This window comes from Bradyrhizobium sp. UFLA05-112 (genome assembly GCF_053572325.1).
This window is the reverse complement of sequence record NZ_JBANBK010000009.1, coordinates 37,881-63,362: the sequence shown is the minus strand read 5'-3', so window position 1 is coordinate 63,362 and position 25,482 is coordinate 37,881. Positions and strand designations below refer to the sequence as shown.

General features: G+C 65.5%; 19 protein-coding genes and 1 pseudogene. 14 read left to right on the top strand and 6 right to left on the bottom strand.

Annotation, left to right across the window (positions count from 1 at the left end; genetic code table 11):
• Positions 1-753 (bottom strand): SDR family NAD(P)-dependent oxidoreductase, encoded by a 753-nt coding sequence (locus SO180_RS07595; RefSeq protein ID WP_449378192.1) that lies wholly within the window; start codon positions 751-753, stop codon positions 1-3.
• 102 nt (positions 754-855) lie between these two features.
• Between SO180_RS07595 and SO180_RS07590 the strand changes: the two genes are divergently transcribed.
• The 3 genes and pseudogenes from SO180_RS07590 to SO180_RS07580 all read left to right on the top strand — a co-directional run bounded on the left by SO180_RS07590 (position 856) and on the right by SO180_RS07580 (position 5,253).
• Positions 856-1,749 (top strand): LysR family transcriptional regulator, encoded by an 894-nt coding sequence (locus SO180_RS07590; RefSeq protein WP_449378191.1) that lies wholly within the window; start codon positions 856-858, stop codon positions 1,747-1,749.
• A gap of 137 nt (positions 1,750-1,886) precedes the next feature.
• Positions 1,887-4,080 (top strand): annotated as a pseudogene (locus SO180_RS07585) (TonB-dependent siderophore receptor).
• Positions 4,081-4,083: 3 nt separating this feature from the next.
• Positions 4,084-5,253 carry a PepSY-associated TM helix domain-containing protein gene (locus SO180_RS07580; protein ID WP_449378265.1) on the top strand — a complete coding sequence of 390 codons (1,170 nt, stop codon included), beginning with the start codon at positions 4,084-4,086 and terminating at the stop codon, positions 5,251-5,253.
• A 128-nt stretch (positions 5,254-5,381) separates the two neighbouring features.
• Here the strand turns inward: SO180_RS07580 and SO180_RS07575 are convergent, their stop codons facing one another.
• Together SO180_RS07575 and SO180_RS07570 are read right to left on the bottom strand one after the other, a co-directional pair.
• The gene (locus tag SO180_RS07575) at positions 5,382-6,047 is read right to left on the bottom strand and encodes a GntR family transcriptional regulator (protein WP_449378190.1); all 666 of its coding nucleotides are present in this window, start codon (positions 6,045-6,047) and stop codon (positions 5,382-5,384) included.
• Between the two features lie 6 nt (positions 6,048-6,053).
• On the bottom strand, positions 6,054-7,460 hold the full coding sequence (locus SO180_RS07570) for an FAD-binding oxidoreductase (protein WP_449378189.1): 1,407 nt from the start codon (positions 7,458-7,460) through the stop codon (positions 6,054-6,056).
• 228 nt (positions 7,461-7,688) lie between these two features.
• On the opposite strand from SO180_RS07570, the gene SO180_RS07565 reads away from it, so the two are divergent.
• From SO180_RS07565 to SO180_RS07535, 7 genes are all read left to right on the top strand, one after another.
• Positions 7,689-8,573, top strand: a complete 885-nt coding sequence (locus SO180_RS07565; RefSeq protein WP_449378188.1) for a dihydrodipicolinate synthase family protein — start codon at positions 7,689-7,691, stop codon at positions 8,571-8,573.
• Positions 8,574-8,670: 97 nt separating this feature from the next.
• On the top strand, positions 8,671-9,903 hold the full coding sequence (locus SO180_RS07560) for a rhodanese-like domain-containing protein (RefSeq protein ID WP_449378187.1): 1,233 nt from the start codon (positions 8,671-8,673) through the stop codon (positions 9,901-9,903).
• Positions 9,904-10,028: 125 nt separating this feature from the next.
• The gene (gene serA, locus SO180_RS07555; protein ID WP_449378186.1) at positions 10,029-11,273 is read left to right on the top strand and encodes a phosphoglycerate dehydrogenase; all 1,245 of its coding nucleotides are present in this window, start codon (positions 10,029-10,031) and stop codon (positions 11,271-11,273) included.
• Positions 11,274-11,464: 191 nt separating this feature from the next.
• Complete coding sequence (locus tag SO180_RS07550; protein WP_449378185.1) at positions 11,465-12,481, top strand: patatin-like phospholipase family protein; 1,017 nt, start codon at positions 11,465-11,467, stop codon at positions 12,479-12,481.
• A 3-nt stretch (positions 12,482-12,484) separates the two neighbouring features.
• Complete coding sequence (locus tag SO180_RS07545) at positions 12,485-13,939, top strand: GntP family permease (protein ID WP_449378184.1); 1,455 nt, start codon at positions 12,485-12,487, stop codon at positions 13,937-13,939.
• A gap of 141 nt (positions 13,940-14,080) precedes the next feature.
• Positions 14,081-15,697: a tannase/feruloyl esterase family alpha/beta hydrolase gene (locus tag SO180_RS07540; protein WP_449378264.1), complete on the top strand. Its 1,617-nt coding sequence runs from the start codon at positions 14,081-14,083 to the stop codon at positions 15,695-15,697.
• A 133-nt stretch (positions 15,698-15,830) separates the two neighbouring features.
• Positions 15,831-16,280 (top strand): host attachment protein, encoded by a 450-nt coding sequence (locus tag SO180_RS07535; protein WP_449378183.1) that lies wholly within the window; start codon positions 15,831-15,833, stop codon positions 16,278-16,280.
• A gap of 153 nt (positions 16,281-16,433) precedes the next feature.
• On the opposite strand, the gene SO180_RS07530 is transcribed toward SO180_RS07535, so the two are convergent.
• The 3 genes from SO180_RS07530 to SO180_RS07520 form a co-directional block, all read right to left on the bottom strand.
• A complete protein-coding gene (locus SO180_RS07530; protein ID WP_449378182.1) occupies positions 16,434-18,161 on the bottom strand; it encodes an ATP-dependent Clp protease adaptor ClpS in 1,728 nt (575 codons plus the stop codon).
• Between the two features lie 105 nt (positions 18,162-18,266).
• The gene (locus tag SO180_RS07525) at positions 18,267-19,886 is read right to left on the bottom strand and encodes an MDR family MFS transporter (RefSeq protein ID WP_449378181.1); all 1,620 of its coding nucleotides are present in this window, start codon (positions 19,884-19,886) and stop codon (positions 18,267-18,269) included.
• Positions 19,828-21,126: an HlyD family secretion protein gene (locus SO180_RS07520; RefSeq protein WP_449378180.1), complete on the bottom strand. Its 1,299-nt coding sequence runs from the start codon at positions 21,124-21,126 to the stop codon at positions 19,828-19,830. Before SO180_RS07520 ends, SO180_RS07525 begins: the two co-directional genes overlap by 59 nt.
• Positions 21,127-21,216: 90 nt before the next feature.
• Here SO180_RS07520 and SO180_RS07515 point away from each other — a divergent pair, with 90 nt between their 5' ends.
• The 4 genes from SO180_RS07515 to SO180_RS07500 all read left to right on the top strand — a co-directional run bounded on the left by SO180_RS07515 (position 21,217) and on the right by SO180_RS07500 (position 25,426).
• Positions 21,217-21,876, top strand: coding sequence for a TetR/AcrR family transcriptional regulator (locus SO180_RS07515; protein ID WP_449378179.1), 660 nt, complete (start codon positions 21,217-21,219; stop codon positions 21,874-21,876).
• Positions 21,877-22,015: 139 nt separating this feature from the next.
• Positions 22,016-22,384 (top strand): MarR family winged helix-turn-helix transcriptional regulator, encoded by a 369-nt coding sequence (locus SO180_RS07510; protein WP_449378263.1) that lies wholly within the window; start codon positions 22,016-22,018, stop codon positions 22,382-22,384.
• Positions 22,385-22,397: 13 nt separating this feature from the next.
• On the top strand, positions 22,398-23,168 hold the full coding sequence (locus SO180_RS07505) for an enoyl-CoA hydratase (RefSeq protein ID WP_449378178.1): 771 nt from the start codon (positions 22,398-22,400) through the stop codon (positions 23,166-23,168).
• Positions 23,169-23,344: 176 nt separating this feature from the next.
• Positions 23,345-25,426 (top strand): methyl-accepting chemotaxis protein, encoded by a 2,082-nt coding sequence (locus tag SO180_RS07500; protein WP_449378177.1) that lies wholly within the window; start codon positions 23,345-23,347, stop codon positions 25,424-25,426.
• Positions 25,427-25,482: the final 56 nt, after the last annotated feature.

Here is a 25,482-nt window from a genome sequence, read left to right as displayed (position 1 = left end):
TCAGGCCACCGTCCAGCCGCCATCTGCAACGAGCGCCTGACCGCTCACATAGCTTGCTGCATTGGAGAGAAGATAAAGGATGGATGCGGCGATTTCCGCGGGAATGCCGGCGCGACCGGCGGGCGACGTCGTCATGGTGGCATTGAGATTGTCGAGGCTGCCGAAGCCGATTTCCGCCATCGGCGTGGCGATGGGGCCGGGGCTTACCGCATTGATGCGGATGCCCTTGCCGAAATACTCCAGTGCCGCCGTACGGGTGAGGCCCAGAACCGCATGTTTGCTGGCGACATAGGGGGCGACCTGGGCAAAGCCCACATGCGCGGCAATGGAGGCAACATTGACGATAGCTCCGCCGCCGCTCGGTAGCATGGCTGCGATCTGATACCTCATGGACCAGAAGACGCTCGTCACGTTGGCGGCCATGATCGTCTCGAAGTCGGCCGTTGCGGTCTCGTGGAGGGGCGCGGCGTGGCCTAGTTGGCCGGCATTGTTCACCGCGCCGTCGAGACGGCCGAAGTGCTCCACCGTCTGCGCGATCGTCGCGCGGATATCCTCCTCCCGCGTCACGTCGCATCGCAAGGCGAGGGCCCGTCCGCCAGCTTGCTCGATGTCTGCCGCGATCGTGCCGCACAAGTCCAGGCGGCGCGCAGCCAGCACGACATTCGCGCCCCTTAGTCCCAGGGCGCGGGCTGTTGCCGCGCCGATTCCCGAGGAAGCGCCGGTGACGACATAGGTCTTGTTCGAAAATTCCATTGATCGCGGTCCGTGTTTGAGAGACTGCGGATCTCTTTAGAAAGGTGCATGTAGAACGATAATCGGGTATTCATTGCATGAATCAATGAGTCATATTCACTAATGAAGCGCGCCGACCTTCCCGACCTTGCCGCTTTCGCGGCGATCGCGCGCCTGAAGAGCTTCCGGCGCGCAGCCAGCGAACTGAACGTGTCCCCGTCCGCTCTGAGCCACGGCATGCGCGCCCTCGAGGAGCGAATGGGCGTCCGGCTTCTCAACCGCACGACCCGCGCCTTGGCGTTGACGGAAGCCGGCCAGAAGCTGCTTGCCAAGCTCGATCCGGCGCTCGCAGCGATCGAAACCGCGGTGAACGAGGCGGCCTCCTTTGCTCATGGCCCGTCCGGCAGCCTCCGGATCAATGCACCACGTTCCGTCTCGCGGCTCATTCTGCTGCCTCCGCTCAAGCGCTTCCTGCGCCGCTATCCCCGCGTGAGCGTGGAGCTTGCGTCCGATGACGCGCTCACCGACATCGTGGCCGCCGGGTTCGATGCCGGGGTTCGCTTCGACGAGAAGCTGCCGCGCGACATGATCGCGATTGCCTTGTCTGGTCCCATGCGTTTCTCGCTGGTCGGCAGCCCGGACTATTTCGCCACCCGCGCCATTCCGCGCGTCCCTGCCGACCTGAAGGGGCACATGGGTATCTGCCAGCGCTTTCCCGGCGGCGGCCTCTTTGCCTGGCCATTGGAAAAGGATGGCGACGAGCTGGAATTCATCCCAGAAGGTCCGCTGGTTCTCGACGACCAGGAGCTCATCCTCGACGCCTGCCTCGAAGGCTTTGGCCTGGCCTGCGTGTTCGAGCCTTACGCCGCGCCCGATATTGCTGCTGGCCGCCTCAAGGCCGTGCTGTGCGACTGGCAGCCCATGTTCGCCGGCCCCTCGCTCTATTACCCCAGTCGCCGCCGCATGCCTCGGCCGCTTCGCGCTTTCATCGACATGGTGAGGGAAGAGCAGGCTTGATCGCGCACTGCGCCGCGCAACGCGCGCTCCGATTTAGAACCACTCGATCTTAGAGCTATTCAAGTCGCGCGGGCTGCGCGGGCTCTGCTAGACGCGCTTGCGTGAATGCAATTCTCTGACTTGGAAGTGACTCGAAAGTGCGTGCCAATGCTGATGGCCAGCGCGTCCGCGGCCATCGAAACCGTGCCGGCAGGAGTCGTGCGCGTGTTCTCCTCGGAGCAGTCGTCCTGCTCGCCGATTATTCCTCCTCCACAGGGATCGCAGAGGCGCAGTCGGCGCTGCCGCCGGTGACGGTGGAGGCGCCGACAAAGCGGCCGAAGGTGAATGCGGCTACGACATCGGCGCGTCGCACGCAGGCTACCGCGTGGCAACGCGATCGCAATCCGAAGCCGATGGAAGCTTCGCCGTCGGAGCGCGCGGCCGCTGCCGCGGCAGTCCTGAATGAAGCCAAGCTCGGTTATCGCGCGATGCCGAACTCGAGCACGCTGCGCACGGGCGCCTCGCCGCTTGATACGTCGCAGTCCGTCAACGTGGTGCCCGAGCAGGTCTTGAAGGACCAGTTGCCGCGCAATCTCGACGATGCGCTCGCCAACGTCTCCGGCATCACGCAAACCAACACGCTCGCCGGCACCCAGGACGCCATCATCCGCCGCGGTTTTGGCGATAACCGCGACGGCTCGGTCATGCGCAACGGCATGCCGCTGGTGCAAGGCCGCGGCCTCAACGCCGCGGTGGAAAGCGTCGAAGTGCTGAAGGGCCCGGCGTCGCTGATCTACGGCATCATGGATCCCGGCGGCATCGTCAACACCATCAGCAAGCGTCCCGAGCTCTATCAGCACGGCTCCGTCACCCTGCTCGGCTCGACCTATGGCGGACGCAGCGGCGGCGATGCGCTGTTCGACATCACGGGTCCGATCGGCAAGGATGGGCTCGCCTACCGATTCATCGCCTACGGCGTCGGCGAGGATTATTGGCGCAATTTCGGTACGCACAAGGAAACGCTGATCGCGCCGTCGCTCGCCTGGTACGGCAAGGACACCACGGTCCAGCTCAACTACGAGCACCGCGACTTCCTCTATCCCTTCGATCGCGGCACGGCGATCGATTCCCGCACCAAGAAGCCACTCGCGATCCCGGCGACGCGCCGGCTGGACGAGCCCTACAACAACATGTGGGGCACGTCCGATCTGGTGCAGGCTTCTGTGGAGCACCGCTTCAACCAGGATTGGAAGCTCTACGCGGGCTACGGCTACAACACCGAATCCTACGGCGCCTATCAGCTCCGCATTACCGCGGTGAATCCGGTTACGGGCATCGAGTCGCGCAGCAATGACGGCACGTTGGGCGCGCTCAGCAACATCAGCTACGGCACCTCCTATTTGCAGGGTGTGTTCTGGTTAGGGGAGATGCGCAACGAGGTGCTGTTCGGCGGCGACGCGCAGTATCGTACGATCTACCGCCAGGATCTGCTGCGGAAGACGCTGCCCAGCGTGTTCAACATCTATGATCCCGTCTACGGGCTGATCGGGCCGGGCACAACGGTGTCCGCCGCCGACAGCGACCAGACCGACAAGCTCGGCGAGCGCGCGCTGTTTTTCCAGGACACGTTGCATCTCACCGACCGCCTCGCCTTGGTCGGCGGCGTTCGCTGGATGGAATACGAGCAGCTCGCAGGCAAGGCGCGTCCGTTCGTGACCAACACGAATCTCAGTGGCGACAAGGCCCTGCCGCTCGGCGGCGCGATCCTCAAGCTCACCGAACAGGTCTCGCTTTATGCAAGCTACACGGAATCCCTGAAGCCGACCTCGACGATTGCACCGCTCACCGGCGGCGTGGTCGTCGGCTCGAACCTCGCACCCGAGCAAGGCACCCAGTATGAGACCGGCATCAAGTTCGATCTCAACCAGCGCCTCTCGGGCACCGCGGCGATGTACGACATCGACAAGCGGAACGTGCTGGTCTCGCAGCTCAATGCCGCAACCGGCGTCACCGAGTATCGCGCTGCCGGAAAAGTCCGCTCGCGCGGCGTCGAGGTCGACGTCACCGGGCGGCTGACCGACCACTGGAGCATGATCGGAAGCTATGGCTACACCGACGCGCGCGTGGCCGACGACCCGACCTACTACGGCAAGCAATTGCAGAACGTCGCGCTCAATACCGCCTCGCTCTATCTGGTCTACGATTTCGGCACTGCGCTGCCGGGCCGGCTCCGCCTCGGCGGCGGTGCGCAGATGTGTATAAGAGACAGACTATCCATCGGCTGTCGATACTCTCAAAGTCGCGATCGGCGACGCGCGGCGCGTGTCCCTTTCGGCAACCGTGAAGTTCTGAATGATGGGTGCGCGGCGGATCAAATCTGTCCTGCTCGACGTCCACTCCATCCTGGGCCTCACGATCGCGCTTGTGCTGGCGGTGATCGGAATTACCGGCGCGATCATGAGCTTCGAGGACGAGATCCTCGACAGCCTCAATGCCGGGATCATGCATGTCGCGCCCCGCCCTTCGCCGGTGCTTGCGCCGGATCAGCTCGTCGCGAGACTGAAGGCCACGCAGGAGCTCGGCAAGGTCTCGGCCCTCATGATGACCCGCGATGCGTCCACGGCCGTGCACGTCCGTTTCGCCCGCGAAGAGCAGGGCGCGCGGCCGTCCTCGCTCTATGTCGATCCCTATGACGCGCGCGTGCTCGGGATGCCGCGCGGCGAGGAGTTCTTCGCAACCGTCCGGAGGCTGCATCGCTGGCTGCTGCTGCCCGGCGATAGCAAGGGCTATGGCCGGCAGATCACCGGAATCGCGGCGTTCGGCCTGATCGCGCTGCTGGTCTCCGGCTTCGTGCTGCGCTGGCCGCAGCGTGCCGGCAGTGTGAAGATGTGGCTCAAGCCCAATCTGGCCTTGCGTGGTCGCGGCCTGCACCGGTCGCTGCACGCGGTCATCGGCACCTGGGTGCTGCCGATCTATCTGGTGATGACGTTGACCGGGCTCTGGTACTCGTTCGATTGGTACAAGGATGGCGTCCTCTGGCTGTTGTCGCGCCCATCGACTGCCGCCGCGCGGATGCAGCCGAAGCCGGCGCGCGAGGCGGCGGAGCCGCCCGGATTCGACCGCGCGTGGTCGACGTTCCTGCGCGAGCAGGGCGGCTCGTTCGCGAGGGCGCAATTGACGTTGCCGGCTGGTGGCGGCACCGTCATGCGCATCCGGTCGTGGCCCACGGAAACCACGCTCGAAGGCGTGCGCGACGAATTCCGTATCGATGCCGCCACCGGCCAGCTCGTATCTGCGGATATCTACGCAAACAAGACGCTCGGCGAGCGGACCATCGCCGGCATTCTCGACATTCACCGCGGCGCTATTCTGGGCTGGCCCGGCAGGCTCGCCTTCATGCTGGCCGCTGGCCTGATGCCGCTATTCGCGGTCACGGGAGTGCTGCTCTATCTGTCGCGGCGCAGGCACCGGCGCCTGGCGCAGGCGAGCGAGCGGAGTGAGCCCGCCTGCAACGCCCGCGCTTGAGATGAGGCTTCAATCGCCGGCCAGTTCCTGACCTGTATCACACGAGTGGCCAGGAGCTCGCACGGCGCCAGATCCGGAGGACGCCACGCCAAATCCGTCGATTGAATCCGGCACGCGCACGATGAGGATCAGGCGACTTGCAAGGCACGGGCATAGGTCAGGCCCGAATTGGTGATGTGGGTCGTCATCAATTGCGCGAAACCGTCGAAGTCGCCGCGTTCGAACAGGCCCAACAATTTGTAATGCTCTTCGAACGAGGCCGGCGTCTGCACGTCAATCGGCGCGCTCAGATTGGTGCGCAGCGTTGCGACGCGCCCGGAAACGAGCTGATAGGACTCCTGGAGATAGCGATTGCCGCAATGGGCGAACAACGCATCATGGATCGCGCTGTCAGCGCGTCCATAGGCAACGTTGTCCTTGGCCGTGAGCGCCTCCTCCATCGCGGCAATGGCCTGCTCCATCGCCGCGACCGCACCGGCACGGTCGTGGGCGAAGGCAAGTTCGGCGGCCTTGGGCTCGATCGCGATCCGGAACGTGCAGAGCGCCGTGATGTCCTCCGCGCTCGGGGTAAAGACGAAGCTGCCGACTTGCGGCCGGATCACCACGAGGCCCTGCGCCTGCAACTGGCCCATCGCCTCGCGCACCGGCGTGCGGCTGACACCGAAGGATTGCGCGACCCTCTCCTCGGAAATCGCCGCGCCGAGTGCGAACTCGCCGTCGATGATGCCCTGGCGCAGCCGCAGCATCACACGCTGCGCCAGCGATTTCGGCGTATCGAGCTTCAGCGACTTCATCGGGATTCAGATGACCTTGCCGGGATTGAGCAGATGAGCGGGATCGAGCGCGGCCTTCAGCGTGCGCATCAGCGCGATCTCGGCTTCGCTGCGGGCATGCCCGAGCCACTGCTTCTTCAGCGTGCCGATGCCGTGCTCGGCGGAGACGCTGCCGCCCATCTCGCGCACCAGGCCATAGATGATCGCATCCATCGCGTCCTTCGGCTGACGCTCGGTCGGCAGACCCGTCACCCAGGATACCAGGTGCAGATTGCCGTCGCCGATATGACCGTAATAGACGCTCTCGCAGCCCTTGATGCCTTCGGCGAGCGCGGCCTTGCAGCGCGTGACGAACTCGTCCATCCGGGCCACCGCAAGGCCAATGTCGTAGGAGATGTGCGGCCCCAGCACCTGGCCGAACTCGGCGCAGATGTCGCGCACCGCCCAGAATTTCTGCGTCTGCGCCAGCGATTGCGCGACGGCGGCGTCCGCGAGCAGGCCGCGCTCCATCAGCTCTTCTAGCCAGGCCTGGAAACGCGGCGCATCGATGCTCTCGTCGGTGCCCTGCGCTTCCACCAGTACGTAGAGCCCGCGTCCGGCAGCGACCGGCGGTTTGACGCCGGCGCGCGCGGTGATCACCTCCCAATAATCCGGCCACATCACCTCGAAGGCCGACAGCAGCGGGCCGAGGCCGGAGCGCGCGGCAGCGAGCAGGTCGACCACAGCGGCATAATTCTCCAGGGCGCACAGCGCGGCCATGGTCGAGCGCGGTTTTGGAAACAGCCGCAGCACCACGCGCGTGATGATGCCGAGCGTGCCCTCCGAGCCGATGAAGAGATGCTTCAGGTCGTAGCCGGCATTGTTCTTCATCAGCTTGTTGAGACTCGTGATGATGGTGCCATCCGGCAGCACGACCTCGAGTCCGAGCACCAACTCGCGCGTCATGCCGTAGCGGATCACGCGATTGCCGCCGGCGTTGGTGGAGAGATTGCCGCCGATCGCGCAGGAGCCGCGCGAGCCCAGATCGAGTGGAAAGAAGACGCCGGCCTCATCGGCCGCCTTCTGGATCGTCTCCAGCGGCGTGCCGGCCTTCACTGTCATGGTCGCGGAAGCGCGATCGATCTCCTCGATGCCGGTCATGCGTTCCAGCGAGATCGCGACCCAGCCGGGCTCGGGCGCCGCGCCGCGGCACAGGCCGGTCAATCCGCCCTGCGGCACGAACGGCAGACTTGCCTTGCGGCAGGTCGCAATCGCCGCGGCGACGCCGGCCGCATCCATCGGCCGGATCACCGCAAGCGGCGTCTGCGGCAGGCTCGCGCTCCAGTCGTTGCAATTACGCGCGGGCACCTCGTTGCCGATCAGCACGGCTTGCGGGCCGAGCCGGTCGCGCAGATCGCGCAACATGCCCTCGGAGCCTTCGAGTAGCGTCGTCATGTCGATGCGGAGCCTCTTGTTGCCGGGGTACGTGTGTTGCCGGGGTACGTCGCGGGTCGGCGCCTGCCCATGCATTTTTGGCGGCGCGACCCGCTTCACCGCGGAATTGCAGTGGTGTTGTATGTAAGGTACAAGAAGTAAATGGGAACGCCAAGCAGGTTCCGCACTTTTCAGGAAGTGCAAGCCTGATCAAAGCTTTAGAACGATTGCTCTTGCAGAGGACAGGTCATGACGGACGCAATTCGCGGGTTCTGGGTCGCCACGCCGACGCCGCTGACGGCCGAGGGAGCCGCTGACCCCGGCCGGTTGGCGGATCATGCGCTTCGGCTCTTCAAGACGGGCGTCGACGGCGTCGTGGTGTTCGGCACCACCGGCGAAGGCACCTCATTCAACGTTGCAGAGCGGGTCGCGACCGTGGAGGCCTTGCTCAAGGCCGGCATCGCCGCAGATCGCATCGGTGTCGGCGGCGGCTTTCCCGCGATCAGCGACAGCATCACCTTGACGCGTTCGATGCTGAGCCTCGGCGTGAACCATGTGCTGTACCTGCCGCCCTATTTCGATCGCAACGTCACGTCCGAGGGCCTCGAGGATGCCTTCGCCGCGATCTTCGATGGCGTCGCCGACGATCGCCTGCGCGCCTACCTCTACCACATCCCGCAGGTCTCCGGCGTCGCCGTGCCGACGCAAGTCGCGGCGAACTTGCGCAAGCGCTACGGCAAGCTCGTTGCGGGACTGAAAGACTCCAGCGGCGACTTCAAGCAATTCCAGGCGTTTCGTGCTGCTGCGCCCGAACTCGCCATCACCGTCGGCAATGAAGCCGACATCACCCGCGCCATCGCGGCGGGCGGCGCCGGCACCATCTGCGGCATGGCCAACATCGTGCCCGACCTCGTCAAGGACATGGTCGATGGCAAGGACGTCGAAGCACGCATGCAGGCGGCTATCGATATCGTCGTCAACACGCCTTCGTTCGCGGCGACGCTGAAAGCCATTCTCGCAGCACAGACCGCCGATCCCGGCTGGCTGCGCGTGCGCCCGCCGCTCCGCGGCCTCTCCGACGGCAAGCCGCTGAAGGCGAAGATCGACGCGCTGGTGAGTCCCGCGATCGCGTGACGTCCGCGAACCTTTCTCGCGTTCGCGGAGCGGCTAGCCAAGGCCGCGGCAATGGTCCAAAAGCGGCAGACTTATTCTCGCGAGGATCCGCCGCTCCATGAAGCTTCCCACCGTCACCCCTGCCGATATCCGTCGCGCGCTGCTGCTGCGCGAGGAGGTTGCGCTGCTCGATCTCAGGCATGAGGCGGCGTTTGCCACGGGTCATCCCCTGTTTGCCGCCAACATGGCGGCGGGGCGCATCGCGATCGAAGCCGAGGCGAGGCTGCCGCGCAAGGATGCAGGTATCGTTCTCTATGATGACGGCGAGGGTCTGGTCGGGACGGGCGCCGAACGGCTGCGGGCGCTCGACTACACAAATCTTCGCGCGCTCGACGGCGGCCTCAATGCGTGGCGCGCGGCCGGTTACGAAGTGTTCGAGGATGTGAATTCCTATGCCAAGGCCTTTGGCGAGCTTGTCGAGGCGCGCCGTCACACGCCCTCGCTTAGCGCCGACGAGGTCGCAAGCCTGATTACCGACAAGGCCAATGTCGCGATCCTGGATGTTCGCCGCTTCGACGAATATGCAACCATGAACATCCCGGGCTCGGTCAGCGTGCCCGGCGCCGAGCTCGTGCTGCGCGCGGGCCGCGCGGCCCCCGATCCAGACACCACCATCATCGTCAATTGCGCCGGCCGCACGCGCTCGATCATCGGCACACAGTCGCTGATCAATGCGGGCATCCCGAATCAAGTGCGTGCGCTGCGCAACGGCACGATCGGCTGGACTCTTGCCAAGCACTCGCTCGAGCACGGCGCCGGGCGGCGTGGTGCGGTCGGAGCGTTTGAGGGCGCCGCGGCCAATGCCCGCGACGTCGCCTATCGTGCCGGCGTTCGCCACATCGGCGCGGGCGAGGCGGCATCGCTCGCTGCGCAACCGCATCGGACGCTGTATCGCTTCGATGTGCGTGACGCCGAGGACTATGCGAGTGGTCATCTCGCAGGCTTCCGCCATTATGCCGGCGGCCAGCTCGTTCAGGAGATCGACATGGCGGCGCCCGTGCGCGGCGCGCGCATCCTTCTGACCGACGACAAAGGCGTGCGCGCCGACATGACGGCGTCCTGGCTTGCGCAGATGGGCTGGGAGGTCTACGTGCTCGAGGGCGGCTATGACGGCGCGCTCGAAGTGGGACCGCCGCAGGTATTGCCCAAGCCCGATCCTGCGCACCGGTACCGGCGTCCCTACGAGGGCACCGATGTCGCGGAAAGTGCGATGCAGGCCTATCTCGACTGGGAATACGGCCTCGTCGAGCAGCTCCGCCGCGACGCGACGCACGGATTTTACGTGATCTGAGCGGGTGAGGCGGGCCTGGCGAGAGGCCAAGATGCCCCGCCTTCCCGTGTCCACGCGAGAATCATATTGTCTTCAGCCTCGCCGGCGACTAAGCCGCGCGCGAAGGTGATACCCACGGAGATTCCATGCCAGCTACAGCCCCGACCCCTGAGAGGACAGCGAAAGCCCTGTTGCTTGAAGGCGTCAATGACAGCGCAGTGGACCTGTTCAAGGGCGCCCGCTTCACCAATGTCGAGCGGCTGACCAAGGCGCTCGACGGCGAGGCACTGCGGCAAGCCGTGAAGGGTGTATCGCTGCTCGGCATCCGCTCGCGCACCCAGCTTACCGAGGATGTGCTCGCCTCCGCCGACCAGCTTCTCGCGGTCGGCTGCTTCAGCGTCGGCACCAATCAGGTCGATCTGCTCGCTGCCCGCAAGCGCGGCATTCCCGTCTTCAATGCGCCGTTCTCCAACACGCGCAGCGTCGCCGAGCTCGTCATCGGCGAGATCGTGATGCTGCTGCGGCAGATCTTTTCGCGCTCGGTCGCGGCGCATGACGGCGGCTGGGATAAATCCGCGGCTGGCAGCCGCGAGGTGCGGGGCCGCACGCTCGGCATCATCGGCTATGGCAATATCGGCTCGCAGCTCTCCACGCTTGCCGAAGCCATGGGCATGCGGGTGATCTTCTTCGACCGCACAGACAAGCTGCGTCACGGCAACACCGAGCCGGTCGAGAAGCTCGAGGACCTCCTGGCCCAGAGCGACGTGGTCAGCCTGCATGTGCCGGAAACGCCGGAGACCGCCGGCATGATCGGCGAGCGCGAGCTGCGGCTGATGAAGCCGGGCTCGTTCCTGATCAACAACAGCCGCGGCACCGTCGTCGATCTCGATGCACTGGCGCGCGCGTTGCGCGATGAGCACCTCGCCGGCGCCGCCGTCGACGTTTTCCCGGTCGAGCCCTCCTCGAACGCCGATCGCTTCAAAAGCCCGCTGCAGGGTCTCACCAACGTGATCCTCACGCCGCATATCGGTGGCTCCACGGAAGAGGCGCAGGAGCGGATCGGCGGCGAGGTAGCCCGCAAGCTCGTCGACTATTACGTCACCGGCTCGACCATGGGCGCGGTCAACTTCCCGGAGGTGCAGCTCCACCTTCGCCCCACAGGTGTCCGCTTCAGTCACGTTCACCGCAACGTGCCGGGCATGCTGCGCCGGTTGAACGAGGTGTTCTTGCAGCGGGACGTCAACATCGCCGCGCAGTATCTGGAGACGCATGGCGAGCTCGGCTACGTCGTGCTCGATGCCGATCTTGGCGGCCAGGATTCGAACGAGCTGCTCCAGCAGATCCGTGGGCTCGACGGCACGATCGGCGCGCGGCTGGTGTTCGAACACTGACGCGCGCCCGAACTGGCGGCTTTTCGCATCACGACGCTGTGACGCGTCCGGGCGGGCTGCGCTGTTGCGTGGCCCGCCTTTCACTTTCTACACTACCTGTGGTTACCTGGGCGCTGAAGGCAAGTCTCATCTAACAAGTCCCGTCTAAAGTCTCATCGAACTTGAGCTTAAGTTGCGTGAGTGCGGACACGATGGCCCGAGACCTCATACCGATCGACCTTGCACTTCAAGGCGGAGGCTCGCACGGCGCGTTCACCTGGGGCGTGCTCGATCGGCTTCTCGAAGAGACATGGCTTGATGTCGTCGCGATCTCCGGGACCTCCGCCGGAGCGATGAACGCCGCGGTGCTGGCCGACGGATGGACGGCAGGCGGCGCCGAGGGCGCGCGCGAGGCGCTGGATCAATACTGGCGCCGCGTTTCGCGCGCCGCGGCATTCAGCCCGCTGCAGCGCTCGCCGCTCGATCGCCTGATGGGACGCTGGACGCTAGACACCTCGCCGGCCTATGTCTTCACCGACCTGATGTCGCGGTTGTTCTCGCCCTACGACCTCCCGGTCGATTACAATCCTCTGCGCAAGGTCCTCGCCGAGAGCATCGATTTCGAACGCCTCGCGCGTTCCGAGATCAAGCTGTTCATCACGGCGACGCGGGTGCGCACCGGCCGGGGCCGGATCTTTCGCAACGCGGAGATCACGGCCGACGTTCTCCTGGCCTCGGCGTGCCTTCCGACCATGTTTCGCGCCATCGAGATCGACGGCGAGCCCTATTGGGATGGCGGCTTCGCCGGGAATCCGACGATCACGCCACTGGTCCGTGAAAGCGAGGCCTGCGATACCATCCTGGTGCAGATCAATCCGACGGAACGGCCGGAAGACCCGCGCAGCGCAGCGGAGATCCTCAACCGTCTCAACGAGATTTCGTTCAACTCGCCGCTGATGAAGGAATTGCGCATGATCGCGCTGCTCCGTCAGGCCGCCGATCCCGGAAGCGGCGAGGGTGCGCGCTGGGCGCGGATGCGGACGCACCGGATCAAGAGCGACATCCTGACGAAGTTCGGCGCCTCCTCCAAGCTGAATGCGGAATGGGAGTTCGTCTCGATGCTCCGCGCCGAGGGCCGGCTGGCTGCAAGCGAATTCCTCGAACGTCACCGCGAGGACGTCGGCCGGCGCTCGACCGCCGATCTCGATGTTCTCCTGGCGGAGTGCTGAGACGTGGGGCTTCTCGGCATTCTCGTCGGGCTCGGCCTGCTCGTGGTGCTGGCTTTCCGCGGTTGGAGTGTCCTGCTGCTTGCCCCGTTCGCGGCGCTCGTCGCCGCAGCATTCGGCGGCGAGCCGCTGCTCGCCAACCTGACGCAGGTGTTCATGGCGAGCGCCGCGGGCTTCCTTGCGCAGTTCTTTCCGATCTTTTTGCTCGGCGCCGTCTTCGGCAAGCTGATGGACGATAGCGGCGCGGTGACGGCGGTCGCCGCCTTCATGGCGCAGCGACTCGGCGAACGCCGCGTGATCCTCGCTGTCGTGCTGGCAGGAGCGCTGGTCACCTATGGCGGCGTCAGCCTGTTCGTCGCCTTCTTCGTCATTGCGCCGATGGCGCAGTCGCTGTTTCGAGCCGCCGGGATTCCACGCCGTTTGATCCCAGCGGCGATCGTGCTGGGAACGTCGAGCTTCACCATGTCGGCGCTGCCGGGCACGCCGTCGATCCAGAACGCGATCCCGATGCCGTTCTTCGGCACGACGCCGTTCGCCGCACCCGGGCTCGGCATCATCGCTTCCCTCATCATGCTCGGCACGGGCTTGTGGTGGCTGCAGCGGGCGGAGGCCGCGGCCCGCCGCGCCGGCGAAGGTTTTGGCGCAGACACGCAAGAGGCGGCCGAGGACGTCGTTGACGATGAATTGCTGCGCGAGCGCGCCACGCTCGCCCGCGAATTCGATCCGGCGGAGATCCGCCATGGACGTCGCAGCGAGGCCCCCTCGCCGGTGCTGAGCGCGGTCGTGCCGCTCATCGTCGTCGTTGCCGTCAATCTCGTGATGTCGCTAGTGGTGTTGCCGCGGCTGGATTTCTCCTATCTGGGTGAGCCGCGTTGGGGCGGCACGTCCTTGTCCGCCGTCGCCGGCGTATGGTCTGTCTCGGTTGCGCTTGCGGTCGCGATCGTCGTGGCCATTGCCATGAACTGGACGAGGCTCGCGTCGTTGCGGCAGACGATGGATGCCGGCGCGAATGCGTCCGTCCTGCCGGCGCTGAGCGTTGCAAGCCTGGTCGGATTCGGCGCGGTGATCGCCGCGCTGCCGGCTTTCGGGACAGTGCGCGACTGGGTGCTCGCGATCGAGGGCGGACCGCTGGTGTCGCTCGCGGTCGCCACCAACATTCTGGCCGCGCTGACCGGCTCGGCATCCGGCGGCCTCACGATTGCGCTCGACGCGCTCGGCCAGACCTATGTGGAGATCGCCGCAAAGGCCGGCGTTGACCTCGCGCTGATGCATCGCGTGGCGGTGATCGGCTCGGGAACGCTGGACATCCTGCCGCACAACGGCGCGGTGGTCAGCCTGCTCGCGATCTGCGGACTGACCCACCGCGAGAGCTACCGGGATATCGTGATGGTCGGCATCGTCTCGTCGCTGCTGGCGTTGGTCATCGTCATCGCGCTCGGCAGCGTCGTGGGGTCGTTCTGACCGTGGGCAATCCCGCGCTCGCGATTGACGGACGCCCGCGCGCTGCGTTCAATGCGACGCTTGCCGTGATAACAAGAGATCCGGGTGGAAACGATGACGCGTTCTCAGATCAATATGCATGTCTGCGCCGCGAGCCTGCTGATGGCCATGGCTCATGTCGACGGCGCATCCGCGCTGACGCTGGCCGAGGATGCCGACAACGTCTGCAGGGGCCTCGCTTCGGACGCCGGTGCCATCAAGATCGACTCCGCGGCGATCCAGGCGCCGTCGCCGCTCGCCGTCGCCGAACGCGGACCGACACCGTCGGGACGTGTCACCCCGGCTAGTCCAGCTTTCTGCAAGGTGCTCGCTCACATCGAGCCAACAGACCCAAAAGCGCCGCCGATCAAGTTCCAGGTCAACCTGCCGGTCGAATGGAGCGGGCGCTCGCTGCAATATGGCGGCGGCGGATTCAACGGCGTTCTGATCACCGGCCTTGCGCTGCCGCCGTCCTATCCCTTCGACAAGCCATCGCCTCTCGCGCGCGGCTTCGTTACCTATGGCACCGATTCCGGCCATGAGACCAGGCCGGGCGAGCCGCCTCAGGCCTTCGCGCTCAATGACGAGGCGTTCGAGAACTTTTCCCATCGTGCCTACAAGAAGGTGCGCGACGCAGCCGTCACCCTGATGGAGCGCGCCTACGGCAAGAGACCTGAGAAGATGTACTTCATGGGCTCGTCCGAGGGCGGCCGCGAAGGACTGACCATGGCGCAGCGCTACCCCGAGGATTTCGACGGCATTTTTTCGCGCGTGCCGGTGATCAACTGGGTCGGCTTGCAGCACGCCGGCACCCGGTCCGGGCTGGCGACCATGGGCGACGGCTGGATCAGGCCGGCCCAGGTGAAGCTCGTGGGTGACGCGGTGCGCGCCGCCTGCGACAAGGCCGACGGCACCGACGATGCGCTGGTGCAGGATCCTGTCGGCTGCAAATCGATCTTCAAGCCTCAGAAGCTGCGCTGTGCGAGCGGCCAGAGTGACGACCGATGCCTCACCGACGCGCAGATCAAGGCGATCGACACCCTGCACGACGCTTACAAATTCCCGTTTCCACTCGCCAACGGCCTCGATGATTATCCGGGCTGGGGCGTGTCGGGCGAGGATACGTCATCCGGCGGCCCGACCGGTGGATGGACGGCGTGGTGGCTTGGGACCGCGGCGCCCGCGCAGCCGCCGGCGCCGAACAACGGCATCGCCTGGATCTATGGCGCAGGTACAATTCAATATGTCTTTGCACGCGACCCCAAGCTCGACGTCACCACCTACAAGCCCGAAGACCACAGCGCGCGTTTGCTCGAAGTCTCCCAACTGATGGATTCGACCAATCCCGACCTCCGCCGCTTTCGCATGCATGGCGGCCGCCTGATCATGCTCGAGCATATGGCCGACTATGCGCAGAGCCCCTATGCCGGCATCCGCTATTTCGAGAACGTCGAGCGCTTGATGGGCTCGGCGACGACGGATTTGTTCGCAAGGCTCTACACGGCGCCCGGCGTCGACCATGTCGGCTCCGGCGCGCCGGCAAATGTCGATATGCTGAGCGTGCTGATCGACTGGGTCGAGAAGGGCAAGGCGCCCGGCGACCTCGAGGTCACCGAGCAGAAGGTCGAGGCGCCGGCGTTCTCGGTTGTGCGCGCGCTGCCGCTGTGCCGCTGGCCGGCCTGGCCACACTACGAGGCGGGGCCGGTGACGGAGTCGGCGAGCTTCTTCTGTGCGCAGTAGGCGGCACAAGTTCCCGTGCTCACGCCTTGGTCAGCACAGCATACGCATCTCGCCGTGGTGGGCTCGCGTTGATTTGAATCAACCCGCTTGCGGATGAAGGGTTGAATGTCGAAACGAAAGCTGGAGCGTCGACATGAGCGGCCTGATGATCCCCCACGGCGCCTTCGTCTTCATCGGCGACGGCTGCAAGGCGCTGTTCCTGCGCAACGAAGGCAATCCCGCGAAGCCGAACCTGAAAACCGAGGACGTGTTCGCAGATGATAATCCGCCGACGCGCGAACAGGGGACCGATCGTCCCGGCCGTGTCAGCAAGCCGACAGGGCAAAGGGCGGCGGTCCAGCCGACCGACTGGCACGATATCGAGGAGCATCGCTTCGCCCGGCGTGTCGCAGCCGCGATGGAGCAGCTCGTCCGCGAGCGCGACGTGAAGGCGCTCGTCGTCATTGCACCGCCACGCGCATTGGCGGACCTGCGCGACGCGTTCCATGCGGACGTCAAGGCGCGCATCGTCGGCGAACTGCCCAAGGACCTGACGCGGCTTCCGGTCGACGACATCGCCCGGCATCTCGCGGCGGAGTACTAGACCAGTCTAAAGCGCGATGAGATTGGAATGAATCGTCATCGCGCTTTAGATTTTCGTTTGAGCATGATCTCCGCGCAAACGCGTTCCGCGTTTGTCGCGAGGGAAAACCGCTTCACACTTTTCCGGATCATGCTCCAGCGGCGAGAACGGTCATCATCCCGCCGCCATCGCCTGCGCGCCGCCGAGCAGCTGCGCATTGAGGCGACCGCCGGAGAACAGCATGTCGTCGAGCGCCTCATTGATGTCGGCTGAGATGACGGAATGGCCACCGTCACGCGCCAGGCTCGCCTGTGCCAGCCGCCGCATCAATTCCTTGATGAAGGCGCAACTCGTACCTTCGCTGCGCCGCGCCGCTTCGATGATGATCGCGTCATCGAGCGGCAGCCCCTTGCCGTAGAGTCGTACCAGCCTGCTGCGGCCGATCTCGTCGGGGAGAGGCACTTCGATGGCCTGGTCGATGCGGCCGGGCCGGCCGGCAAGCGCACCTTCGAGGTCCTCCGGCCGGTTGGTGGTCAGGACGAACAGGATGTCTGCATCCTCCTTCAGCCCGTCCATCTCGTTGAGCAACCTGTTCAGCAGCGATTCCTCGCACGGACCCATGTCATTGCGGTTGCGGGCGATGAGATCGACATCCTCGATCACCACCATCGAGGGCTGGAGGAGCCGCGCCAGGCTCATATACGCGCCGAGAAGGCCCATTTGCTCGGCGGTGATGATCAGGGTCGTATGCCCGGGCAAATGCGTCGCGAGATAGCGGATTGTGTGCGTCTTGCCGGTGCCCGGCGGGCCGTACAGCAAAATGCCCTTGCGCGTCGACTGGCCGAGCTGGCGCAATTGATCGCGGGTGCCGACGAATCTCAGGACGTTGCGATCAAGCAGCCGCAGGGTCTGCTCCGGCAGGATGACCTCGTCGCGTGCGACCAGCGGCAGGCGGTGTACGGTGATGCCGCGAGAGCGGCCGCGATAATCGCGGTCGGCGTCGAGCGAGAGGATTTTGCCGCGATAGGTGCGCGCGGCCTGCATCGCCTGCTCCAGCTCGCCGAAGCATCGCTGGACGAGGGCCGCGCCTGCGATGCCCGAGGGTACGGCGATTTCGATCCGAATTCCGGCCTCACGGCTGTATTCACGATGCGCGCAGAGCAGTACCGCGTAGCGGAGATCGCCCTGCGTGCACAGCCACAGCCCGTTGTCGAGGCACTTGACCGGATTGTTCTCGCCAACGTCGACATCGAAATATTGCAGCGGTGCAATCGCCTGCGCATGGCGGCCGTCACGCAGAAGTCTCGCAATCGACAGCGTCTCGTAGCGTTGTTCGTCGTTGATGCCGAACAACCGGATCGCGGAGGCGAGCAGCCGATCGATGGCCGCCTGGACGTCCGCGCGCATGTGTCCTGGAAACTGGCGAACCGTGGTGACGAGCTTGCTGAGCGGGACGCCGGTAAAATGCCGGTCCAGAACCTCGCAGGCATATTCGAACTCCTCTTCTTCCGGCTCATGGCCCGTGTTGCCTGCCGCACGCATGCAGTCGCTGCACAACCAGATCGTACGGCTCCCGAGCCGCACGTCGGTCTGCGCCTCGGGCTTGCCGCAAAGTTCGCAACTCGTCTTGACCGGCTCGAGCGTGATCCGCAGGCCGTGACCCGCAAATTGAATGTGCTGCAGCGCAGATTTGAGAAGGGCATCGGCGACGGATCGCGGGTAGGGGCCGCAACCTGCTCGTTGCTCCCGCTCAATCCGGGTCATCAGCGCGACCGCGTCACGCTCCGACTTGCCGAAAACCCGGCGCAGCAGCTCGATTACGAATTCCTCCGGCGTATCTTCATCATCATGAATCACGAGCTGGGCCGGCCCGCCGCCATCGCTGTACATATCACTCATCATGAAATTAACTCGTGCTACAACTTAAACTTGAATGGAACAAAGAAAGAACATAAAAAATGGCGGCCGTCAAGCGTGACGGCCGCTCAAAAAATGGATGGGCGACGCCTAGTGCGCCGGGCCGCCCGCCACCTTGCCGCGCCGCATCAGCAGCACCGCGATCGCGGCCAGCACCAGCACGACGCCGATCACGGCAAAGGTGTCGGAAAAGCCCATCACCAGCGCCTGGCGCTTGACCAGCTTGCCGAGCGCGATGACGGCCTGCTCATGCGCGGCGTTGGGATCCGGCACGCCATGGGCGACAAAGTAGTTCGTGAGCTGCGCGATGCGGCCGCGGACCTCCTCGCGGCCGAGCGTCACGGATTGCCCGATGATGTTGGAATGGAATTGCTCGCGCTTGGTAACGATGGTCGCGAGCACGGCGGTGCCGATCGCGCCGCCGAGGTTGCGCATCATGTTGGAGATGCCGGAGGCGGCGGCCGCGTCCTGCGGCGCGACGCTGCCGAGGCTGAGCGCGGAGAGCGGCGCCAGCGTCAGCGCCTGGCCGACCGCTCGCACGACGTTGGGCGCGAGGAACTGATCGCCCGCATAATCGAGCGACATCATGATGTTCATGAAGGAGCTCGTGGCGAACAGCAGCAGGCCGACGGTCGCGATATAGCGGGCATCGAAGCGCTGCATCAGCTTCGGCACCAGCGGAATCAAGAGAAGCTGCGGCAGGCCGGTCCAGGCCAGCACGTTGCCGATCTGCTCGGCGTTGTAGCCCTGCACCTGGCCGAGATAGGCGGGCAGCAGATAGACCGAGCCGAACAGAGCGAAGCCGAGGAAGACCGAGGCGATCGTGCCGACGCCGAAATTCCATTGCGTGAGCAACCGCAGGCGCAACAGCGGCTTTTCCACGACCAGCTCATTGTAGATGAACAGCGCGAGGCTGACGGCCGCGACAATGGCAAGTCGCACGATGAAGGGCGAGCCGAACCAGTCGTCCTTGTTGCCTTCCTCGAGCACGGCCTGGAGCGAGGCCAGGCCGACGGCCATTGTGGCGATGCCGAACCAGTCGCCTTCGCGCAGCAGGCCCAGCTGAAGCGGCTGGCGCTCCAGCGTGAAGAACAGCGTGGTGACCATGACCGCGGTCGGGACGACGTTGACGAAGAAGATGGTCTGCCAACCGTAATTCTCGGTGAGATAGCCGCCGATGGTCGGGCCGATCGCGGGCGCAAAGGTCACCGCGAGCGAGAACATCGCAAGGCCAATCGGCTGCTGGCCCTTGGGCAGCTTGGTGAAGACGAGCGTGAAGGCCATCGGGATCAGCACGCCGCCGAAGAAGCCCTGCAAGCCGCGCATCGCGATCATCGAGGGCAGGTCGTGGGTGAAGGCGCAGGCGACGGAGAATGCCGCAAACAGCGTCGCAAAGCTCAGGATGATGTTACGGAACGAGAACACGCGCGACAAATAGTCGGTGAGCGGGATGACGATGATTTCGCCGATCAGATAGGACGTCGAGATCCAGGAGCCGTTGTCGACGCCGGTGCCGATGCCGCCCTCGATGTTGAGCAGCGAGGCGTTGGTGATCTGGATGTTCAGGATCGCCATGAAGGCGCCGATCATCGCCGCGAAGACGGCGATCCAGATCGTGGCGCTGGCGCGATTCGGGTCAGTGACGACGCGATCAGGCGTCGCGGCCGGAATCGAGCGTGCGGGCGCTGGGATTGAGGGGCTGCTGGACATGGCGCGACCCTCCGGAGGTCTGGTTTGCCGTGGTCTGATTTGTCTTGGTCTGATTTGCCTTGGTCTGATTTGCCTTGGGTGCAGTCGCTGCCAGCGCGGCAGGCGCGCTGGAACGCGTCGCAATCGTCGGGATCACCGACATGCCCGGCCGCAGCGCGATCGACGGCGCGTTCTCGGCGTCGAGCGCGATCCTGACGGGGATGCGTTGAACCACCTTGGTGAAGTTGCCGGTGGCGTTGTCGGGCGGCAGCAGCGCGAACTCCTGACCGCTCGCGGGCGCGATCGAATCGACATGGCCATGCACGACCTGGCCCGGGAACATATCGACCTCGATGTCGACCGTCTGGCCGGCATGCACGTTGGTGAGCTGGGTCTCCTTGAAGTTGGCGACCACATAGGCGCCATCGGCCGGCACGATCGACATCAACTGCGTGCCGGCCTGCACGTACTGGCCGACGCGAAGTGTGCGGTTGCCGATCACGCCGTCGATCGGGGAGACGAGTGTCGTGTAGCCAAGATTGAGCTCGGCCTGGTGCTGCACGGCTTCCGCGCGGGCGAGAGCGGCCCTGGCCTGCACGATCTCGGCCTTCAACAGATCGACCTGCTTGAGGGCGGAGGCGAGATTGGCGGTGTCGCGCTGGATGGCGGCGTTTGCGCCGGCATCGCGCGCCTGTGCCTGCTGCGCATTCTGCACGCTGCCGTAGCCCGTCGCAGCGAGGTCCGTGTAGCGCTTGTTCTCCTGGCCCGCGAAGGTCTTGGTTGCAGTGTCGACGTCGATCGTCGCCTTGGCTGCCGCGATCACCGCCTGCTGAACCTCGAGCTGCGCCTCCTTGCTCGTGATGGTGGCGCTCGCGGCCGCAACGTCGGCGCGGGCCTGGTCGAGCGCGACCTTGAAGTCGCGGTCGTCGATCCGGGCCAGCACCTGGCCCGCCTTCACGTGCTCGTTATCGGCGACCTGCACCTGGACGAGATAGCCGCTGACCTTCGGCGCGATGGTGGTGTTGTCGGCTTTCACATAGGCGTCATCGGTGGAGACGAGGAAGCGGCCGACCGTCCAGTAGTCGTAACCGTACCAGCTCGCGCCGGCCAGCGCGGCAGCTGCGACACCGGCAAGCAACAGCTTGCGAAGGTTGAACTTTCTGGGTGGGGCGGACGCCGTTTCGGCGGGCAGCAGGCTCTGCGGCAGACTGGCCGGAACCCCTGTGGCTTCGATCTTGGATGGGCTGGTGTGGACGGACATGGGCGGCTCCCTGAATTAGGAAACTTGACGATTTCCAAAATACGACTAGCTTGAAAACTGTCAATAGAATGACAGGCATCATGTAAAGACATGGCTCAGGAAAAATCTTCCAGCGAATACCGCCCCCGCGGACGGCCGCCACTGCGCGATGACAGCGAGACGCGTCAGATCATCTTCGACGCCGCACGGCACGCCTTTGCCGAGAACGGCTACGCGGCGACCAGCACCGAGGAGCTGGCGCGCCGCGCCGGCATTTCTACCAAGACGCTCTATCGGCTGTTTCCGGCCAAGGCGGCGTTGTTCGAGGCCATGGTCGCCGATCGGCTCGACCGGCAGCTTTCCGACGTGCAACTCAAAGGCATCGATCACGCCGACATTGCGGAGGCCCTATCCACCGTGCTGCTCGCCTGCGCCGAGCTCGCGCTCGATCCGGAGGTCGTCGCACTGCAGCGCATCGTGCTACAGGAATCCGCCGCGTTCCCGGATCTCGCCGTGACCTTCTACCGCAACGGCATTGCGCGTACGGCGGCCGCGCTGGCGCGCTGGCTGCGCGTCCAGGTGAAGACAGAGCGCCTTGCGCTCGACAATGTCGAGGAGGCCGCGGGCATGCTGATCGGCATGGCCGTCTCGGCCCCTCAGCGCGCCGCGATCTATGGCGGTGTGCCGTTGCCGTCGCGCAAGGAGATCGAGCGCCGCGTCCGCACCGCCGCGGTCTTGTTTTTGGACGGCTGTCGCGTCGCGCCGGCTTGACGCCGCGGCCGCTTTACAGACCGGTTGCGTCGGACTATATATTTCGCATGCGAAATAAATTGCGCCGCGCGTGACAGCCGTAAGGCACCATCGGCTGATCTACCTCCTGAACGTCGCGCAGCGCCGGCTGCAGCGCTTCATGGCGGCGCAGCCGGAGAGCGAGGTGACGCCATCTCAGGCGGGCCTTCTGTTCATCCTCGGCCGACAGGACGGCGTGCTGATGGGCGAGGCGGGGGCCGCGCTCGATCTTGGGCCGGCGGGCATCTCCGGTCTCGTCGACCGGATGGCCGCGGCAAGGCTGGTCGAGCGGCGGGCCGACCGCGAAGACGGTCGCGCTTGGCGCGTCTGGTTGACGCCGAAGGGCCGTGTGGCCGAGGCGCGTGCGAAGGCGGCTGCCGCGGACATCAACGCGGCGCTGACGGAAGGATTTTCCAGCGCCGAGATCGACATCGTCGCACGCTGGCTGGCGAGCGTTCAAACCAAGTTTCCACGAGCAACAGACGAATGAGAGGAGCCGTTCCATGACCGAGCATGTCCGAACCGAGATGACCAATGGCGTGTTGACGCTGACCCTGGCGCGCCCCGATAAGAAGAATGCGCTGACGGATGCGATGTACGGCAAGCTCGCCGATACCATCGAGGGCGCCGAGACCGATCCGTCGGTCCGCGTGCTCTTGATCCGCGGAGAGGGCGACATGTTCACGGCTGGCAACGACGTTGGCGAATTCGCCGCGGTTGCCACCGGCAAATCCGAGGGCAGCCGCAACGTCGTCAGGTTCATCCAGTCGCTGGCGCGCTGCACGCGCCCGCTGGTGGCGGCCGTCCAGGGCCGCGCGGTCGGCGTCGGCACCACGATGCTCCTGCATTGCGATCTCGTCGTGCTCGCCGACAATGCGCTGTTGTCGACGCCGTTCGTCAGCCTGGCGTTGGTGCCGGAGGCGGCCTCGAGCCTGTTGATGCCGCTGCGTATCGGTCACGTCCGCGCCTACGAGATGTTCGCGCTTGGCGAGGCCGTGCCGGCGAATACCGCGCTCGAATGGGGTCTCGCCAACCGGATCGTGGCGCTCGACAAGCTCGATGTCGAGGTTGCCGCGCTCGCGCAGCGCCTCGCAAAGCAGCCGGCCGGCGCGCTGATCGCCACCAAACGGCTGATGCGAAACGGTGAGGCGCTGGTCGCGCAGATGACGGCCGAAGGCGAGCAGTTCGCACAGCGCCTGCGTACCGCGGAGGCCCGGGAGGCCTTCACCGCCTTTGCCGAGCGCCGCCCGCCGGATTTCACCAAGGTTGCGTGACCTCGCGTGAGGCCGGCGCAGCGCGCCGGCCTCCTCGGCCGTTCGTCCAGATTCATTGTCTAGACCAACCAGTCGTTGCGGCAGATTTGCATTGCAGCCAATTCAATTAGAACCTTAACGGAACGTTGGCAGGTCGCGCGGCACAGTGCCGCCGCACGAAACTGGACGCCCTGCCAATGACGATAATTAGGAAATCGGTAAGCACGCTTCTCCTGGTGCTGATGGCCCTGCTGGCCGTGGGCGCCCTGACCAGCACGGCGATCCAGATGGCCGGCGCCTTCGGCCGTTATCGGGACAGCCTTGAGACCGGGCGGCTCGCTGCCGCCGACAAGGCCATTTTTCAGGGCGTGCTGTCGCTGCGGACCAACCGCGGCGATGCGCAGAGCGCGCTGCTCGGCGAGGACGATCCGCGCGCCCGCTTGAGTGAGGTCGAGAAGCTCGAGCAGGGCGGCTATGATTCGATTGCCGCGGCCGTCGAGACCGTCGAGTTCGCCCGCCGCGACGAGCTTGCAAGCACGCTGAAGCAACGCTGGAGCGAGGCCGCGCCGCAATTCCGCTTGTTCTTCGAGGAAGCCGCGCGTCCGCGCGCCGAGCGCAAGATCGACCGCACCAACTCCTGGTACGATGCGGTGACCAAGACCATCGACACTGCGAACCTCGCCTCCACCGCGGTCTCGAACCGCGCCTGGATGAACGATCCTTTCATCGCCCGGATGATCCAGGTTCGCCGCCTCGCCTGGCAGGTGCGCGACCGCTACGGCATCCAGTGCTCGGCGTTGCGCCCCAACGTGAACGCCAGCAAGCCGCTCGACGAGACCCAGAAGCTGAACGTGGCGCAATGGAACGGCGTCGTCGGCGCAGGCTGGACCGGAATCGAGGAACTCCTCGCCGCGCCTGATGTGACCGCAGATCTCGTCTCGGCAGCCAAGGAGGCGCATGCGAAAACCGACTCGGTCGTGCAGCAGATTTCGCAGCTCACCAGGAATTTCGACGGCAGCGGCCGTCCAGCCGTTGCCGCGCAGGAGTGGAATGCGCTCTGCCAGTCGCCGTTCGGGCCGATCGTCGCCGTCGCCAACAAGGCGCTCGACCAGTCGATCGCGCGCGCGGAAGCCGTGCAGGAGACGGCGCTCACCAAACTCGTGGTGCAGTCGCTGGCCTTCCTTGCGGCGCTGACCGTGACCCTGACCGGCGTGTTCGTGGTGCGCAATCGCCTGGTGCGGCCGGTGCAATCGCTGATGGGCGCGATCGCGCGGATCAGCGCGCGCGACTACGCAACGCCGGTGCCGCAGTTGAAATACCCCGACGAGTTCGGCACCATGGCGTCAGCGCTCGAGAGCCTGCGCGAGAGCGCGGCGACGGCGGAGCGGCTCGGTCAGGAGCGCGAGGCGCAGCAAGCCCAGCAACTCGCCCGCTCGGGCGCGGTCGACGCGGCTTGCCGGCGTTTCGACGACACCGTGCAGGCGGTGATTCATAACGTTGCCGAATCGACGAGGGAGCTCGACGCCACGGCGACGGGTGTGCGTTCGCTGGTCTCGGAGTCGAGCAACCAGACGGCTGCGGTGTCCTCCGCGGCCGAGCAGGCCACCAATAATCTCGAGACCATTGCGGCCGCGACCGAGGAGCTGTCGGCATCGGTCGGCGAGATCTCTGCGCAGGTGCAGGCCAGTGCGCGCGAGGCGCGCGAGGCGGTCGCGCAGGCCGAGCAGACCAATGCGACGGTCGAGATCCTCGATCAGACGGCGAGCCGCATCAGCGAGGTCGTGAAGATGATCCACGCCATCGCCGGCCAGACCAACCTTCTCGCGCTCAACGCCACCATCGAGGCGGCGCGTGCCGGCGAGGCGGGCCGGGGCTTCGCCGTGGTCGCCGGCGAGGTCAAGAGTCTGGCGTCGCAGACGGCGACCGCGACCGAGGAAATCTCGCGCCAGGTCGCGGAGATCCAGTCCGCGACGGGGCAGGCGGTTTCCGCGATCCGGTCGATCGGCGGGGCGATCAGCGGCATCGACGAGAAGATGACGGCGATCGCTGCGGCCGTCGAGGAGCAGCGCGCGGCGACCACCGAAATCTCGCGCAACTTCCAGCAGGCCGCGCTCGGCACCCGCGAGGTGACCGATACCATCGGCAGCGTCGCCGGCCTCAACCGCGAGACCGGCAATGCCGGCACCGTGTTGACGGAGTCGGTCAAGAAGATGTCGGCCGATGCCGACCGCCTGCGCGTGGCGGTCGAGGGCTTCCTGGGCGCCGTGCGGGCGGCGTAGACTCGTCAGATCTGAAGTTCCCGCCGCGATCGGCATTGCCGCAGCTGCGCGACCGC